The 16,523-nt window shown below is 64.4% G+C and carries 13 protein-coding genes; 5 read left to right on the top strand and 8 right to left on the bottom strand.

Features of this window, described 5'->3' with window-relative positions; all coding sequences use genetic code 11:
• Window positions 1-85 precede the first annotated feature (85 nt).
• The 3 genes from J1M87_RS23020 (at window position 86) to J1M87_RS23010 (ending at window position 4,512) form a co-directional block, all read left to right on the top strand.
• Window positions 86-697, top strand: a complete 612-nt coding sequence (locus J1M87_RS23020) for a TetR/AcrR family transcriptional regulator C-terminal domain-containing protein (protein ID WP_206492118.1) — start codon at window positions 86-88, stop codon at window positions 695-697.
• Between the two features lie 125 nt (window positions 698-822).
• On the top strand, window positions 823-3,708 hold the full coding sequence (locus tag J1M87_RS23015) for an aminotransferase (RefSeq protein WP_206492117.1): 2,886 nt from the start codon (window positions 823-825) through the stop codon (window positions 3,706-3,708).
• Between the two features lie 6 nt (window positions 3,709-3,714).
• Window positions 3,715-4,512 (top strand): SDR family NAD(P)-dependent oxidoreductase, encoded by a 798-nt coding sequence (locus J1M87_RS23010; protein WP_206492116.1) that lies wholly within the window; start codon window positions 3,715-3,717, stop codon window positions 4,510-4,512.
• A 58-nt stretch (window positions 4,513-4,570) separates the two neighbouring features.
• Here J1M87_RS23010 and J1M87_RS23005 read toward each other — a convergent pair whose 3' ends face one another.
• From J1M87_RS23005 to J1M87_RS28835, 4 genes are all read right to left on the bottom strand, one after another.
• Entirely contained in the window at window positions 4,571-5,749 is a 1,179-nt protein-coding gene (locus tag J1M87_RS23005; protein ID WP_206492115.1) for an acyl-CoA dehydrogenase family protein, read from the bottom strand.
• Between the two features lie 61 nt (window positions 5,750-5,810).
• Window positions 5,811-6,575: a malonate transporter subunit MadM gene (gene madM / locus J1M87_RS23000; protein WP_206492114.1), complete on the bottom strand. Its 765-nt coding sequence runs from the start codon at window positions 6,573-6,575 to the stop codon at window positions 5,811-5,813.
• Between the two features lies 1 nt (window position 6,576).
• Window positions 6,577-6,978, bottom strand: a complete 402-nt coding sequence (gene madL, locus J1M87_RS22995; protein WP_206492113.1) for a malonate transporter subunit MadL — start codon at window positions 6,976-6,978, stop codon at window positions 6,577-6,579.
• Window positions 6,979-7,006: 28 nt separating this feature from the next.
• Complete coding sequence (locus tag J1M87_RS28835; protein ID WP_241257371.1) at window positions 7,007-9,832, bottom strand: AMP-binding protein; 2,826 nt, start codon at window positions 9,830-9,832, stop codon at window positions 7,007-7,009.
• A 149-nt stretch (window positions 9,833-9,981) separates the two neighbouring features.
• Between J1M87_RS28835 and J1M87_RS22980 the strand changes: the two genes are divergently transcribed.
• Window positions 9,982-10,644, top strand: coding sequence for a GntR family transcriptional regulator (locus tag J1M87_RS22980; RefSeq protein ID WP_206492112.1), 663 nt, complete (start codon window positions 9,982-9,984; stop codon window positions 10,642-10,644).
• A gap of 46 nt (window positions 10,645-10,690) precedes the next feature.
• On the opposite strand, the gene J1M87_RS22975 is transcribed toward J1M87_RS22980, so the two are convergent.
• A complete protein-coding gene (locus J1M87_RS22975) occupies window positions 10,691-11,830 on the bottom strand; it encodes a diguanylate cyclase (protein ID WP_206492111.1) in 1,140 nt (379 codons plus the stop codon).
• A 120-nt stretch (window positions 11,831-11,950) separates the two neighbouring features.
• On the opposite strand from J1M87_RS22975, the gene J1M87_RS22970 reads away from it, so the two are divergent.
• A complete protein-coding gene (locus J1M87_RS22970) occupies window positions 11,951-12,865 on the top strand; it encodes an aldo/keto reductase (protein ID WP_206492110.1) in 915 nt (304 codons plus the stop codon).
• Between the two features lie 46 nt (window positions 12,866-12,911).
• Here J1M87_RS22970 and mftD (J1M87_RS22965) read toward each other — a convergent pair whose 3' ends face one another.
• Genes mftD (J1M87_RS22965) through mftC form a run of 3 tightly spaced genes read right to left on the bottom strand, consistent with a single transcriptional unit; the run spans window position 12,912 to window position 16,504 of the window.
• On the bottom strand, window positions 12,912-14,081 hold the full coding sequence (gene mftD / locus J1M87_RS22965) for a pre-mycofactocin synthase MftD (RefSeq protein WP_206492109.1): 1,170 nt from the start codon (window positions 14,079-14,081) through the stop codon (window positions 12,912-12,914).
• The gene (mftD, locus tag J1M87_RS22960) at window positions 14,082-15,269 is read right to left on the bottom strand and encodes a pre-mycofactocin synthase MftD (protein ID WP_206492108.1); all 1,188 of its coding nucleotides are present in this window, start codon (window positions 15,267-15,269) and stop codon (window positions 14,082-14,084) included.
• Window positions 15,269-16,504 (bottom strand): mycofactocin radical SAM maturase, encoded by a 1,236-nt coding sequence (gene mftC / locus J1M87_RS22955; RefSeq protein ID WP_206492107.1) that lies wholly within the window; start codon window positions 16,502-16,504, stop codon window positions 15,269-15,271. Before mftC ends, mftD (J1M87_RS22960) begins: the two co-directional genes overlap by 1 nt.
• Between the last annotated feature and the right edge of the window lie 19 nt (window positions 16,505-16,523).

Below are 16,523 nucleotides of genomic sequence, written 5' to 3'. Positions count from 1 at the left end.
CCGATTAACCAAAACTGTTTTGGTTTTGCTGTAATGTAGACCACAGAGACCAACTTGGATAGTCGTAGAGAGAAATTGGTGGAATGTGGCAAGACCACGAACAGCGTTACTCGACGTCGATCGCATCGTCGAAGAGGCCCTCCGGATATCCGACGCCACAGGCGATTTCACCGTCACCCAGCTCGCCGCGAAGCTGGGCGTACACCCGTCCTCGCTGTATCACCATGTTGCCGGTCGCGACGAGGTCGTCGATCTCATGCGAGCGCGGATCGCTCGGGCGATCGACAACTCGGCATTCGGGCAGGTCCCGTGGGACGAGGCCCTGCGCAAGTTGGCCTGGTCGTATCGTGCCGCTTTCGCACGTCACGCCGGATCCATTCGACTATTCGCAACTGCGCTCATCCGCGACAAGGAGTCGCTGGCGGAGTACGACCGCATCGCGGACGGACTCCACTCCGCAGGCTTTCCGTGGCCGGAGATCTTGCCGATCATCGTCGCGTTCGACAGCTTCGTCCTGGGATCCGCACTCGACTTGGCGAGCGGGGGCAACATCAACGCACCCGATCCGCAGCTGCACCCTGCACTGTCGGCCGCGGTGGAGGCAAGCGAGAGCGGTGCGCACCCCGCCGACGCCGCCTTCGAGGCGGGGCTCACGGCCTTGCTGACCGGATTTCGGCACCGCCTCGGCAGCCCCTGACATACCGGAATCCGTCCGTACCGAAGTTCCGTCCGCACCGAAATTCTGTCACCACCCGAACAGCAACCTCACGCACATCATGGTCGGAAGCGTCAGTGTGTCCGACGACGAACGGAGAAACACCCATGTCCGACACCGTTTTCGACTTCTTCGATTGCCCCGAACTCCCGACGCCCACCCTCGAGATCGACGAGGTGCAGCGACTGCTTCTCGAGACGTTCGGCCTGCCGGCCACCGTCGTCGAACTGGGAAGTCAACAGGACCAGAACTTTGTGGTCCACGACGAGAACTCCACTCCGATAGGTGTTCTCAAGCTCAGCAATCCCGTCTTCAGCGAAGCGGAGATCGAGCTACAGGACCTCGCCGCCTCGACCGTCGCCGAACACCGGCCGGGACTGCGTACCCCGCAGGTGGTCGAGGGACCCCGGGGCCCGATGTCGGCATGGTGGCAGACCTCGCAGGGACCTATCCACGGCCGAATCATTCAATTCATGACCGGGTCGACCCTGATGGGATCGAACTACCTGTCCCCGGCCACGGTGGAGCGGATGGGCGAACTCGCCGCGCAGGTCAGCCTCGCTCTCGCCGATATCGCTCACCCCGCGTCGAGCCGTGTCCTGCAATGGAACCTACGTCACGCCGAGCGCGTCATCGCGACACTTCTGCCCGATGAACCTGACGCCGAGGTCAGCCGATTCGCCGCGGACGTCACCGAATCGGCATGCCGACAGTTGCACTCGGTCTCGTCGACACTGCCCGTTCAGATCGGCCATTTCGACATCACCGACGACAACGTCATCGCCCCCGCGACACCCGGGGCCCTGCCGGACGCCGTCATCGACTTCGGTGATGTCGCCGAGTCCTGGGCCGTCGGAGAAATCGCGGTCACGGTGTCCTCGCTGCTCCACCACGACGGCGCCACCCCGGTCGACGCCCTCCCTGCCATCCGGGCATTCCACTCGGCTCGTCCGCTCAGCGAAGACGAGGTGGAAGCGCTCTGGCCGTTGGTTGCCCTGCGCGGCGTGGTTCTGGTACTCAGTGGCCGCCAGCAGGTTCGACTCGACGCCGGGAACTCGTACGCAGATGCTGCGCTCAAGCGTGAATTCAAGATTCTCGAACAGGCAGCCTCGGTCCCGTTGGCGGTGATGACCGAAACCATCCGTCGGGCACTGGGTTTCGCGCCCCGACCACGACCGATCTGGAACGACGCTCCCCTGCTCGCAGGCGTGGCCGAGGCCGTGGTCCTCGACGCCGGAACCGTGTCCGAACTCAACGACGAAGGACAGTGGCTACGCCCGGACGCGCTCGACGATGCTGCGCTGGCGGCACTGAACAGCGGAGCATCCGCAGCAGTCGCACCCGCCTGGTCCGCGCGGTTGACCGGAGCACCCTTCCGCACCCCCGCATCACCTGCCACCGTACCCACCGCCCTGACCGTGTGGCTCGCCCACGACACCGCCTTGGACGTCCCTGCGAGCGCGCAGATCGCCTATGTCGACGATGGCATCACCATCTCGGTGGACGCGGGGGTCGTCCACATCACCGGCCCAATCGGCTGGGATTCCGAACGCCCGGTACTCCCCGCCCGCTCTGCTGTCGAGATCCAGTTCACCCGTGCCGATTCCGGCGCTGTTCCACCGTTGCTCGGCCGGCCGTACGCCGAAGGCTGGCACATCCTGGCTGGTGATCCGGCACCGGTGATCGGGCTTGCTCCGACGGCAGACGATACCGACGACGACACCCTCGAACGCCGCGACCGAGTGCTGGCCGAGGTACAGGAGCACTACTACGCCCACCCGCCACGCATCGAGCGTGGTTGGCGCGAGTTCCTGGCCGACACCGACGGTCGGGTCTATCTCGACATGGTCAACAATGTCAGCTCGGTCGGGCATGCCCATCCCAGAGTGGTCGACGCCGCAGCCAGGCAGATGCGACTGCTCAATACCAACTCACGCTTCCACTACCGCGCGATCTCCGACTTCGCGGAACGGATCACGGCAACACTGCCCGAGGAACTCGATACGGTGTTCTTCGTCAACTCCGGTTCGGAGGCAACCGATCTGGCCATCCGCATTGCGATGGCCGCGACCGGACGCACGGACATGGTGGCGATGAGGGAGGCGTATCACGGCTGGACCTTCGCCAGCGACGCCGTCTCGACCTCGATTGCAGACAACCCCAATGCCCTTGCCACACGACCCCATTGGGTGCACACCGTAGCTGCGGCGAATGGCTATCGCGGGGTCCACCGCGGATCGGATGCCGGCCGGTACGCCCCAGAGGCAGTGCAGTTCATCGACGACCTCGCGGCTGCAGGAACACTTCCGGCCGGCTTCATCTGCGAGTCCTACTTCGGCAATGCCGGCGGCGTCGCGCTACCCGACGGCTACCTCCAGCAGGTGTACGCCGCAGTGCGCAGGCACGGCGGCATCGCGATCTCCGACGAGGTGCAGGTCGGGTACGGCCGACTGGGTGAATGGTTCTGGGGCTTCGAACAGCAGAAGGCAGTTCCCGATGTCGTGGCCGTCGCGAAATCCGTGGGCAGCGGGCAGCCGATCGGCGTCGTCATCACGCGACGGGATATCGCCGACCGGTACCGCACAGGTGGCTACTTCTTCTCGTCGACCGGCGGCTCACCGGTGTCCTCGGCCATCGGCCTCGCCGTCCTCGACGTCATCGAGCACGAGGGACTGCAGGAAAATGCAAGAACAGTCGGCGGGCACCTCAGATCACGCCTGCTCGAGCTCGCCGAACGACATCCGATCGTCGGTGCTGTCCACGGGTCCGGCTTCTATCTCGGGCTCGAGTTCGTCCGGGATCGGGCCACCATCGAGCCCGCGACCGAGGAGACGGCCGCCATCTGCAACCGCCTGCTCGAGCTGGGTGTGGTCATGCAGCCGACCGGCGACTTCCAGAACGTACTGAAGATCAAGCCGCCGCTGTGCATTTCGCAGGACTCGGTCGACTACTTCGTCGACTGCCTCGATCGCGTCCTCACCACGGGCTGGTGACCGCGCGTGACGAGCACCTCGCCCGGCACCCCACGCATTGCCCTCGTGACGGGAGCAGGCAGTGCCACAGGAATCGGATTCGCCTGTGCCCGGGCCCTGGTACCCACGCATTCGGTGCTGATCGCGGCGACATCTCGCCGCATCGATGATCGCGTTGCCGAGTTGGCATCCGCCGGTGCAGAAGTGGCGGGTTTCGTCGGTGATCTCGCCGATTCGGCCAGTGCCGAACGCCTCGTGCACTCCGTCGTGGAGCAATTCGGCCGAATCGATGTCCTCGTCAACAACGCGGGCATGACGTCCACCACGAGCAGCGAGGAGCAGGCACCGGCAGAGCTCACATCCGACGAGCAATGGCACGCAGGAATCTCCCGGAACCTCGACACGAACTTCTTCGTCACCCGTGCGGCTCTGGCACCCATGGCGCAGCAGGGATTCGGGCGGATCGTGAACATCGGCTCGATATCGGGATCGGCGATGGCCTACCGAGGAGAGGCCGCCTACCACGCGGCCAAGGCGGCCCTCGTCGGGCTGACCCGCTCGGTCGCGATCGACAATGCCCATCGCGGTATCACCGCGAACATCGTCGCACCCGGTTGGATCGCAACGGGTTCGGCAACCGAGCACGAGAACGCGATGGGAGCGGCCACCCCGTTGGGCCGTTCGGGTCGGCCCGAGGAGGTTGCCGCACTCGTGGCGTTTCTCGCCTCCGAGTCTGCGTCGTACATCACCGGCCAGGTCTTCGTCGTCGACGGTGGTAACTCGGTGGCCGAAGAACGGGGATATCGGGCCGCGTCGGCGTACTGATGACGTGTCGGCTGTGCTGCGAGACCGTCCAGGTCACGGTTCGTGACGGTGCGGGCTGCTACCGAGTGCGTTTTTGTTCGGCACGAATCAACCCGCCGCCGACGATCAACCGTTGAATTTCGCTCGTGCCTTCGTACAGACGCAGCAACCTCACATCCCGGTAGATTCGCTCGACGGGTACCTCACGCATATACCCTGCGCCACCGTGGATTTGAACCGCCAAATCGGCGACCTTGCCCACCATCTCGGTGCAGAACAGTTTCGCGGCAGAGGGCGCGATCCTGCGGTCGGTCTCCTCGACCCACGCACGCGCGGCCTCGCGCACCATGGCCCGCCCGGCCATCACCCCGGTCTGTTGGTCGGCGATCATCGCTTGAACGAGCTGGAAGCCCCCGATGAGCTCCCCGCCCTGTGTGGCGACGGCGGCATGGGAGACCGATTCGTCGAGTGCCCGCTGCGCCTGCCCGACGGACAGGGCCGCAATGTGTATTCGTCCCCGCGCCAGCGAGGTCATCGCCGACCGATACCCGACATCTGCGTTGCCACCGACCAACGCATCGGCCTCGACCCGTACGTCGGTGAACGTCACGTCGGCCGTCATGGACCCCTGCTGACCCATTTTGGCGTCCTTGCCGCCGACCTCGACCCCCACCGAATCGGCCGGGATCAGAAACACTGCAATACCGTTGCTGCCCTCGGGTTTCGGGTCCAGCTTGGCGAACAGGACGAACAGATCGGCAACCGGGGCGTTGGTGATGTATCGCTTGCTGCCGTTGACGACCCAGCCAGACCCGTCGACCCTCGCAGTCGTCCTCAGACCGGCCGGGTTGGAACCGGCCCCGTCCTCGGTCAGTGCGAACGACGCCACTATCTCGCCCGCGGCCATCCCCGGTAACCATCGAGCCTTCTGCTCCTCGGTTCCGTATCCGACGAGCACCTGGCCCGCGATCCCGTTGTTGGTACCGAACATCGACCTCAGCGACAAAGTGGTGTACCCGAGTTCCATGGCGATCTCGACATCTTGAATCAGGTTCAGCCCCAGCCCACCCCATTCCTGGGGGATCGCGTAGCCGAACAGACCCATCTCGGCGGACTGCCTCCTGAGGTCCTCGGGTATCGAGTCGGTGTTCATGATCTCGAGTTCTCGTGGCACCACCCTCGACCGGACGAACTGCGAGACCTGCGTTCTCACATCGGCGAAGACGTCCTCGGGTACATCGGGGTTGAGCATGTCCATGCCTCACACTATCGGCGGCGCAGGACGAACAGGCAACCATCGCCTCGCGGGCCCGGCCGACTCAGCCGCCGACGATGGCTCGTGTCACCACGTAGAACAGCGAGGGGCCGAGCAGGCAGCCGACTCCGGTGTAGAACGTCGCAGTCATCGCGCCGTAGGGAACCAGTCGCTTGTCGGTGGCCGCCAACCCACCAGCCACCCCGGAGGTGGTTCCCATCAACCCGCCGTAGGCCATCGCCGATTTCGGGTTGTTCAGGCCGATCACCTTGGCGATCAGCGGAGTGCCGACCATGACCACGACCGACTTCACCAATCCCGCGGCCACGGACAGCGCGATCACCTCCGAGCTCGCGCCCACCGCGGTTCCGGTCACCGGACCCACGATGTAGGTCGCCGCACCGGCCCCGATGGTCACCAGGGATTCCGCGTCCCGGTAGCCGAACGCCGCGGCGATGGCCGCGCCCACGACGAAGGACACCAGCACACCGAGCACGATCGACAACGCACCCGTCAACCCGGATCGCTTGATCTCCTTGAGATCGACTCCGAATGCCGTCGACACGATTGCGAAGTCGCGAAGCATCGATCCGCCCATGAGCGCCAGCCCCGAGAGGACGGCGAAGTCCGCCAGGCCGTGCGTGCCTCCGGTGGTCACGCCGCCCCAGTAGGCGAGGGCAAGACCGAAGATGATGGCAATGGCAGAAGCGTGCAGTCTGCCGCGGGTCAGGTTCTTCGACAGCCATCCCGACACCAGCATCAGCGCGCCGACCACCACGAAGGCCACCAGAAGATCGTTCTTCTCCAGTACCGAGCTCAGGGTTTCCATATCAGGCCTCCTGCTTTTCTTCTTCGGTCATCGGCGGCAGAGGCTCGGACGGTTCTCCGATTCTCGCCAGTACCGGAACCAGTGCGGCCCCGGCGACCAGGGCACCCAGTCCCGCCAGAATGGCCATCGGGCCACCGGTGATTGCTGTGGCGACGTTCTGGATCGATGCCATCGCGATCACGATCGGGATGTACATCGCGCTCCAGAAGAGCACGCCCTGTTCGGTCGCCTTGGGGAACTTGTCTTTCTTTCGCAACCAGTCGGTGACGAAGATCAGCATGATCATCGCGAAGCCGACTCCACCGACATTGGCGTCGATACCGAGGGCCAGCCCCAGCAGTTCACCGACGATCGTGCCGGACAGCATGCAGAGCGCCAACGCTGCCACTCCATACAGAACCATCACGTACTCCTTAGGTCGACAAGGGAATTCATGCGTCTATACCGTCGAAAAGATCGGCGTATTGCTTACGGAGTTCGGCCTTCTGCACCTTGCCCATGACGTTTCGGGGCAGGGCCTGCACGACGCGCACGGCGCGTGGCTGTTTGAATCGCGCGAGATCGCCGGCGATGAAGTCCAGCAACTCGGGTCCCTGCGGTTCCGCACCAGGACTGGGAACAACCACGGCCACAACGGTTTCGCCGAACTCCGGGTGCGGAACACCGATGACGGCCGATTCGAGCACCATGGGGTGTTCGTCGAGCAGTTCCTCGATCTCCTTGGGATAGATGTTGTATCCCCCGGAGATCACCAGATCCTTGTCACGTCCGACGATGCACAGGTAGCCGTCGTCGTCGATCATGCCCAGGTCGCCGGTGATGAAGAAGCCGTCCGCACGAAATTCCGAGGCCGTCTTCTCCGGCATCCGCCAGTAGCCGGAGAACACATTGGGCCCGCGTACCTCCACGATGCCCACTTCCCCGTCGGCCACCGGGTCTCCCGTCTCCCGGTGAACCACCCGAATCTCACTGCCGGGAAGAGCCTTACCGACGGTTCCCGGCTTGCGTGGGCCACCGTCGTACGGGTTGGTGGTGTTCATGCCGGTTTCGGTCATTCCGTAGCGTTCGAGGATCGCGTGGCCGGTGCGAGCGGAGAATGCCTCGTGATCGCTGGCCAGCAGCGGGGCGGAACCCGAAACGAACAGGCGCATCGAGGAACAGAGTTCCGGGGTGACGCGCTCGCTCTTGGCCAGCCGTGTGTAGAAGGTCGGCACGCCCATCAACACAGTCGATGTCGGGAGCAGATCGATGATCGCCTCGGCGTCGAATTTGGGTAGGAAATGCATGGAGGCACCGGCCGCGAGCGTCATGTTCGCCGCAACGAACAGGCCGTGGATGTGAAAGATCGGCAGCGCGTGAATCAGCTTGTCGTCGGCGGTGAACTGCCAGGCGTCGAGCAACGCCTCGCAATTGGAGGCGAGGTTGCCGTGGGTGAGTACCGCGCCCTTGGAACGCCCGGTGGTTCCCGAGGTGTAGAGGATCGCCGCGGGATCGGCGGAGATGGCGTCGTAGACGTCCTCGTGCGCGCCATCGCCGCTCAGGAGGGTGCCGTCGGCGCTGTCGCCGAGGGTCTCGATGACCACATTGCTTCGGTACTCGGCGTATTCGGCCTCCCGCTCGGGCGAACAGACCAGGACACGAGGTTCGGCATCGCCGATGAAGTAACGCATCTCGGCACCGGTGTAGGCGGTGTTGAGCGGCAGGAAGACACCACCGATCTGCAGCGTGGCCAGGTAGAGCGCCACGGCCTCAGGCGATTTCGACACCTGCATCGCCACTCGATCTCCGGGCGACACGCCGTCCGCGATCAGGCGGGCAGCGATCTTGTGCACGATGTCAGCCGTGTCGCGGTAGCTGATCTCACGTCCGTCCGGCAGCTCGAAGAGCGGTGCGTCCTGTCGGATACGAACCTGCTCTGCGAACAGGCGGTAGATGGTGGTGGGCTGCGCCATCGGTGTTCCTTTCTCTGCGGATGATCTCGGGTCGGATGCGCCGGGCAGCGCGGTGGCAAGCTCGGACAGCGGCCCGCTCACTGCGACCCTGCGCCTGCGCACGAAGTCCTCGTGCCTTTGTTCGAGCTGCTCCGGTTCGTACTGGTAGTTGACCATCGCCCCGTAGGACTGCCGCCACGCTTCGTCAGAGGGATTCGCCGGCCAGTTCAGCCTCCAGGCGGTGGCCCCGTTTCCCAGATGGAAGCGAGCAACGGCGTCCACCGGGCAGCCGTCGGCTCGGCGCTCGACGGTCAGGTAGGCCAACAGGGCCGGGAACAGTGCACTGCGAAGCTCCTCGATGCGGTGCTCGCCGAGCTGCGCCGGATCCTCGATGCCGTCGAGCTGATCGACGAGCGAACGTAACTCGGCATCACCGGCTGCCTTGGCATCGAGCCAGCATCGAAATCCGGGAATCGGTGACAGCGTGACGAATTCACGCAAATGAGGCAGCTGCTGACTCACTTGCTCGATGACCTGCTTGATCAACAAGCTCCCGAACGACACGCCTGCCAACCCGTCGAGCGCATTGTTGATCGAGTACAGCGCGGCCGTGTCCGCGGCCGTCGGATCGAGCTCCTCGCCCGGTTCCAGCAGCGGACCGATGCGGCTCGGTACGCCGCGAACCAGGGCGACCTCGACGAAGATCAGCGGTACATCTCCGGTCGCCGGATGGAAGAACGCGTAGACACGACGATCGGCGGGCTGTAACCGTCTGCGCAACTCGCTTTCGCTCGCCATGGGATGGACCGTTTCGTAGTGCAGCAGATACCGGTGCAACTCGGGCGGGGAATCCCAGGTGACCTCCGCCATCTGAAGGAACCCGCGGTTGAACCACGAGGTCAACAGGTGATGGAAGTCGTGATCGAGGGCCCGCAGGCCGGGGTGGCCGGGCATCAGCCTGCGCAAGTCCGCGCGCATCTCGACCAGGGCGAGTGTTGCACCGGGCGCGTGGTTGATCCGGCGAAGCAACTGCTGGCGCGCGGGTTCGACCGCGCTGAACAGTTCGATCATGTCCTCGTCGGCGGCGGACGGGGTGTCGCCGGCGTTGTCCCATTGGTGGAACGCGGACCGAACTCTGTCGGCGTCGACGCCGTACGCGGAGGTGATGTGCTCGAAGAATCTCAACTTGTCGTGATCGTCGAGTTCGGTATACGCGCTGAGCGCACCGGTGGCGACTGCACGGATGGATGCCTCGCCCACGTCACCGATCAGGAGTTCACACGCGGCAAGCAGCCTGTTGAGCGATCGGCCGTCCTCGCATCCCATGTCGTGTCCTTTCGGTCGTACCTGCGTCACCGGGAGGGTGAGTCGAACCATATACAAGGTTCTGCGTGATATATATAACAAGGACCATAGCGGATAAATGTGAGCTGCACCACCCCTGGAATCGGATAAACTTTGCCGAGGAGGCACACATGATTCGAGTTCCCGAGTCTGCGCGAGTGCGCGACGCGCTGGAGAACGCCGTCGTCGACGGTCACTATCGACCCGGCGAACGCCTGGATCCCGCCCAGCTGGAGAAGGAGTTCGGCTGCTCACGCACCCCGATTCGGGAGGCCCTGCAAGCTCTCGAACGCTCCGGCCTGGTGCAGATCCGCCCGAAACAGGGCACCTACGTCACCGAGTTGGGTATCTCGGAAGTGGCCGAACGCTTCGAGGTCATGGCCGAGTTGGAAGGTATGGCGGCGCGGCTCGCCGCCGGCCGCATCGGTCGCGAGGCCCTGACGGACCTCGAGCTGGCACTGGTCGAATGCGAGGAACACGCGCTCAGTGGCGATGCGGATGCGTACTACTACGCCAACGCGCGTTTCCACGGCATCATCAACGAATCGTGCGGAAACGACTACCTCAGACAACAGGCATTCGCATTGAAGCGAATTCTGCAGCCGTACCGGCGATTACAGCTACGGGTGCCCGACAGGATGCGTCGCTCGATGGCAGAGCACCGAACAATCGCCGACGCCATCTCCCGCGGTGACGCCGCCGCAGCCGAAACAGCCGCACGCGACCACGTCTTGGTTCAGGTGAAGGAGTTCAGCAACCTGGTGCGGATATGGAATCAGCTCTCGGCGAGCTGAGGCCACGCATCGAACCTCGCGAGGGCGGACGCAACGCTCGTCCTCCCTAGTGCCGGTCCTGTAGTTCCTCGGCACCGGCGTCCGGTCGGTCGTCCTCGGTCACCGCGACTGCTCCCCCGGATCGTTTTGCGATGTACATCAGTTGATCGGCCGACCTCAGCGCTGTTGCAAAAGAGGCGTTCGGATTGGCGTGCACCAGCGGGAGGCGCACGATCCCAGCGCTCAGCGTTGCCCGAGGCCCCCGCCTACCCCGAGTCGACAGCGGAAAGGCGGCCCCGACCTCGTGCAGGCAGATCTGCGCTTTCTTCGGCATCAGCAGTGCGAATTCCTCGCCCCCGATTCTGGCGGCATGCGCGCTGTGTCTGCGGGCGAAGTCGTCGAGCATCTCGGCGACCTCACGGATCACGAGATCGCCGACGTCGTGGCCATGGGCGTCGTTGATCGATTTGAAGTTGTCGATGTCGAGCACGACGATCGCGCAGTGCCCAAGACCGGAGCTCATCGCGGGATCGGTCAGCCGGTGCAGTCGATGCTCGAGACCTGAACGGTTCAGCAGACCGGTCAGTGGGTCGGTCAACGATTTCGCCGCGTACACCAGAAGACGTGACCAGGTGATGCGGGCCGCCCAGGGAGTCAGGACAGCTGCGACCAACAGAACATAGGTCGCCAGAAGTGTCGAAGTGACCGACATCGAGCCCTGTTGTGCTGACCGCACGGCCATGGTTCCGATGACCGCGGCCGCTACGCCGAGATGCAACACCAACCATCGTGTTCCCATGAGGAGGGTGAACTGCGCTCCCAGAACGGCGAACAGCGAGCACCCCACCAGGGCAACCTGCGCATCCGGTACGCACAGGATCACCAGTCCGGTGCCGATCTCACCGAACACGCCGAATGCGTTACGAGGTAAGGCATTGAGCATCTTGTCGGTGCAGGCCCACAGTCCGGCGGCGACAGCTGCCGACGCGGCAGCTACGCCGACTGCGATGCGCATGGGTTGCGACGTGGGTCCCACCGCGGTGTCGAGGGCGACCCACAGTGCGATGAAGGCGAAATTCAGCGATCCGAATCCGATGCTGAACCGAAGTGTCGTAGCGGTCCCTGTCCCCGCGATGAGGTCGTGAAGATCGGGCGTATTCGGCTTGCCGGCTCGAGTGATCACGTCGGTGCCTCTCGGAGAGGGCATGCACATCCACTGGCAGTTGGCGAGCATCAGTTCGTATCCCGACGAAGTGCCAGCCTATCAAGGTTCCTCTGCCGATGGCCGGCTTGTGTCCACCTCGAATGCCACGAAAGTATGGACGCCATGACACAACTCGGCCTCGGACTCGCTGCCCTCGGACGCCCCGAATATCTGACGATCGGCCACTCGGAGGCTGTGGACGGCCGATTCGAACCGGCCGCCCTGGAACAGCTGTGCCACGCAGTCCTCGATACCGCATGGGAACGCGGAATTCGACATATCGATGCCGCGCGGTCCTACGGGTCGGCCGAACGGTTCCTCGGCAGCTGGTTGTCCCGACACCCCGGTCGGCGGGAGCAACTGGTGATCGGCTCCAAATGGGGATATGCCTACGTGGCCGATTTCCAACAAGGTGCACCGGTGCACGAGGTCAAAGAACACTCGGTTGCGCGGTTGGCCGAACAGTGGCCCCAGACTCTGCGCGAACTCGGCGGCGAACCCGATCATTACCTGATCCACAGCGTCACCCCGGACAGTCCGGCTCTCCACGACACCGCATTGCTCGACGATCTACGTGCACTGGCCGAGGGCGGCACCCGAATCGGCATCAGCACCAGCGGTCCACGCCAAGCCGATGTGGTGCAGGCAGCGCTCGAGATCGAGGTGTTCAGCTCGGTGCAGTCGACATGGAACCCCCTCGAGCCGTCCGTCGGGCCGGCACTGGCGCTCGCACACGACGCCGGCTGGTTCGTCGTCGTCAAAGAAGCCATGGCCAACGGACGACTCGTCGCCGAGCAGTCCGAACTGGCCCGGATCGCCGACGCGGCCGAGATCGGCCGCGACGCACTCGCGCTGGCGATCGCACTCGCCCAACCCTGGGCCGATGTCGTCCTGTCCGGAGCAGCCACCGAAGCGCAACTCGAGCAGAACCTCGCAGCACCGACCGTCGATCCCGAGCTGATCACCGCTATCGAGGCCGACCTTGCCGAATCCCCGGACCACTATTGGGAGAACCGGTCCGCACTGGCCTGGACCTGAGATCCGTTCGGTTCTGGTCGTCGACGGACGCGACGGGGCGGGGCGATCAAGCCCGCGCGAACCCGGGCGAGATGACGACATCGGACGGTCCGAGCGTGTGCACCGTCGAGTGCCCGAGTCCCAGCACCGTCGAGTCCAGGCCCCCACGCAGGATGTCGAGCACGTTCTCCACGCCGGTCTGCCCGTTCGCCGCCAGCCCCCACAGATACGCCCGCCCGATCAACACCGCCCGCGCACCGAGCGCCAACGCCTTCGCCACATCACTACCCCGCCGAATTCCGCCGTCGAGAGTGATCTCGACCTGATCACCGACCGCCTCGACGATCGAGGGCAGCACGCGAATCGACGCACGGGAACCGTCGAGATTGTTGCCGCCGTGATTGGACACCGACACCGCGGTGGCACCGGCGTCGACGGCCCGCCGCGCGTCGTCGACCCGCGAAATACCTTTGAGCATGAACGGCCCGTCCCACTGCTCACGGAGCCACGCGATGTCCTCCCACGACGGCAGCGGTGTCGATTTCCACTCCCGGTACGCGGCGAAGAATGTCTGTGCGGGCTTGCCGGGCGGAGCAAGGTTCGGAGCAGTCAGATCCGGATACGAACGCGAGCGGGCCCACCGAGCGAGCCACCGCGGCCGCGCCAACACCTCCGGTGCCAATCGCATCATCGCCGGTAGGTCGACCCGCTCGGGTATCACCGGGCTGCCCCAGTCGCGGCCCTCGGAGAACGACCAGTCCATCGTCAGTATCAATCCGACCGCTCCCGCTCGGCGTGCGCGATCGAGCATGTGCAGCAACAACTCCCGCGACCCGGCCCAGTGCAATTGGAAGAACGTCTGCGAGTTCGCCGCGACGACGTCCTCGATGGGCTTGCTCGCGAACAGCGACAACCCCATCGAGATCCCTCGGGCCGCAGCGGCTCTGGCGACGGCGACCTCCCCGTCAGGGTGCACCGCCTGCACACCCGTCGGGGAGATCATCACCGGGAACGACAGCGGTTGCCCCATCAGCGTGGTCGACAGTTCACGCTCGTTCGACAGTCCCGCCACGTGCGGAGCCATACCGAGCTCACCGAACGCAGCAATATTGTCACCGAGAGTGATTCCGCGTTCCGACCCGGCCACCAGAGCTGCATACACCGAACGCGGAAGCCGCTTCTGTGCACGCCGCTGCGCGTGCGCAACGGTCTCGAACCACGCCGACTCGGTGAACATTCAGGCTGTGAGGACGCCGAGTCGCCGCTCGAACCCGTCCGCCATCACCACATCCGAGGGTGAGAGATCGTGGACCGAGGTATGCCCGAGCCCCAGAACGGCCGAGTCGACTCCGCCGCGCAGAATGTCGAGCACGTTCTCCACCCCGGCCTGGCCGTTCGCCGACAGACCCCACAGGTACGCCCGACCGATCAACACCGCGCGCGCACCCAACGCGAGCGCTTTCACCACGTCGCTGCCGCGGCGGATTCCGCCGTCGAGGGTGATCTCGATCTGATCTCCGACGGCGTCTGCGATGGCAGGCAACGCCCGGATAGGAGCCGGCGTGCCGTCGAGATTGTTACCACCGTGATTGGACACCGAGATCGCCGTACATCCGGCATCGACGGCACGTTTCGCGTCGTCGACCCGCATCACTCCCTTGAGCATGAACGGTCCGCCCCACTGCTCCCGGAGCCAGGCGACGTCCTCCCACGTCGGCAACGGGGTGCCCATCCATTCGCCGTACGCCCCGAAGAACGTCGGCGCAGGGCCGCCGGTGGGCGGGGTCAGGTTCGGGGTCGTCAGGTCAGGGATCTTGCCGGTCTTGGCGAACTCCCACAACCACTTCGGCCGGGTGATGCCCTCCGGTGCGAACTGGACCATCGCTTTGAGGTCCATCTTCTCCGGGATCGACGGGCTGCCCCAATCACGTCCGTTGGAGAACGACCAATCGAGGGTCATGATCAGCCCGACGGCACCCGCGGCGCGGGCGCGTTCCATCCGCTGCAACAAGACCTCACGTGAACCCACCCAGTACATCTGGAAGAACGTCTGCGGGTTGGCCGCAGCGACCTCCTCGACGGACTTGCTCGCGAACGAGGACAATCCGATCGGAATACCCCGCGCTGCAGCAGCTCTCGCGACCGCGACCTCACCGTCCGGGTGGACGGCCTGTACGCCGGTAGGAGAAATCATCACCGGGAACGACAGCGGCTGTCCCATCACCGTTGTCGACAGATCGCGCTTGTCCGACAGCCCCGCCACGTGCGGGGCGAAACCGAGTTCACCGAACGCCGCCATGTTGTCGTCGATCGTCAACCCACGTTCGGACCCCGCCACCAGCGCGGCGTATACCGACTTCGGTAGCCGTTTCTTCGCGCGCCGCTGCGCTTCGGCAACGGTCTCGAACCACTCACTCTTGGCCATTACTGTGTTTCCTGTTCCATTCCTGCGAGCGGATTCTCGTCGCAGATCTTCGCCGGGGGACGCATCAACAACGTGAGCGGCACCGACTTTCGGGGTGTCTTGCGCTGACCGGTACGGGAATGATCGACACTGGACTTGGGGATCTCTCCCGCCGCCGCCAACGCCGCTTCACCGTTACCGATGACGCATTCGGGATCGGGACCGTCCATGGGAAGTCCGGTGAAGAACTTCGCCGCCATGCACCCACCACGGCAGGCGTCGAAATGCGCACACTTGGTGCACGCACCCGAGGTCTGTGGTGAGCGCAGCTCCTGGAACAAGTCCGATGTCTGCCATACGGATTGGAACCCGCCCATGCCGTCCTTCGCGTCACGGACGATGTTGCCGGCAAGGAAGTTCTCGTGGATGGCGAACGGGCAGGCGTACACATCACCGATCGGATCGATCAAACACACCACACGCCCGGCACCGCACAGATTCAGACCCGGCAACGCGTCCCCGAATGCCGACAGGTGGAAGAACGAATCCCCCGTCAATACGCCCTCGCCGTTCGCGACGAGCCAGTTGTAGAGCTCACGCTGCTGACCCGCCGTGGGATGCAGATCATCCCACACGTCTGCGCCGCGTCCCGACGGCCGAAGACGCGTGATCCGAAGCGTCGCCGCGTATTTGTCGGCCAACGCCTTGAAATCGTCGAGCTGACCGACATTGTGGCGGGTGACGACTACGGAGATCTTCGCATCCCGGAACCCGGCCTCCTTCAAGTTCTCCAACGCCCGGCATGCCATGTCGAACGACCCCGGACCACGGACCGCGTCGTTGACCTCCGCGGTCGCGCCATCGATGGAGATCTGCACATCCACGTAGTCCGACGCCGCCAGCCGCGCCGCCACCTTCTTGTCGATCTTGACGCCGTTGGTGGAGAACTTCACCCCCACCTGATGCGCAGTGGCGTAATCGACGAGTTCCCAGAAATCCGATCGCACCGTCGGCTCACCGCCGCCGATGTTGACGTAGAACACCTGCATCTTCTGCAACTCGTCGATGATCGACTTGCACTGCTCGGTCGACAATTCACGCGGATCACGGCGACCCGACGACGACAGGCAGTGCACACAGGAGAGATTGCAGGCGTAGGTCAACTCCCAGGTCAAACAGATCGGGGCGTCGAGACCGAGTTCGAATTGATCGACCAGTTTTCCTACCGGAGCTGGTCTTTCGAGGGTGGAAGTCATGAGGGCGGTCCTGTTCTGC

It is taken from the genome of Rhodococcus sp. KRD162, assembly GCF_017168335.1.
In the GTDB taxonomy this organism is placed as follows: Bacteria; Actinomycetota; Actinomycetes; order Mycobacteriales; family Mycobacteriaceae; genus Rhodococcoides.
Note: the sequence above shows the minus strand (reverse complement) of the source record. Positions and strands in the feature narration are given on the sequence as shown.

What these genes read in the sequence shown, in the direction of transcription:
- mftD (WP_206492109.1), bottom strand. Translation starts at nt 14,081, where the DNA reads ATGTTCACCGAGTCGGCGTGGTTCGAGACCGTTGCGCACGCGCAGCGG.
- mftD (WP_206492108.1), bottom strand. Translation starts at nt 15,269, where the DNA reads ATGGCCAAGAGTGAGTGGTTCGAGACCGTTGCCGAAGCGCAGCGGCGC.
- madL (WP_206492113.1), bottom strand. Translation starts at nt 6,978, where the DNA reads ATGGTTCTGTATGGAGTGGCAGCGTTGGCGCTCTGCATGCTGTCCGGC.
- J1M87_RS23005 (WP_206492115.1), bottom strand. Translation starts at nt 5,749, where the DNA reads ATGGACATGCTCAACCCCGATGTACCCGAGGACGTCTTCGCCGATGTG.
- J1M87_RS22980 (WP_206492112.1), top strand. Translation starts at nt 9,982, where the DNA reads ATGATTCGAGTTCCCGAGTCTGCGCGAGTGCGCGACGCGCTGGAGAAC.
- madM (WP_206492114.1), bottom strand. Translation starts at nt 6,575, where the DNA reads ATGGAAACCCTGAGCTCGGTACTGGAGAAGAACGATCTTCTGGTGGCC.
- mftC (WP_206492107.1), bottom strand. Translation starts at nt 16,504, where the DNA reads ATGACTTCCACCCTCGAAAGACCAGCTCCGGTAGGAAAACTGGTCGAT.
- J1M87_RS22975 (WP_206492111.1), bottom strand. Translation starts at nt 11,830, where the DNA reads ATGCCCTCTCCGAGAGGCACCGACGTGATCACTCGAGCCGGCAAGCCG.
- J1M87_RS28835 (WP_241257371.1), bottom strand. Translation starts at nt 9,832, where the DNA reads ATGGGATGCGAGGACGGCCGATCGCTCAACAGGCTGCTTGCCGCGTGT.
- J1M87_RS22970 (WP_206492110.1), top strand. Translation starts at nt 11,951, where the DNA reads ATGACACAACTCGGCCTCGGACTCGCTGCCCTCGGACGCCCCGAATAT.
- J1M87_RS23015 (WP_206492117.1), top strand. Translation starts at nt 823, where the DNA reads ATGTCCGACACCGTTTTCGACTTCTTCGATTGCCCCGAACTCCCGACG.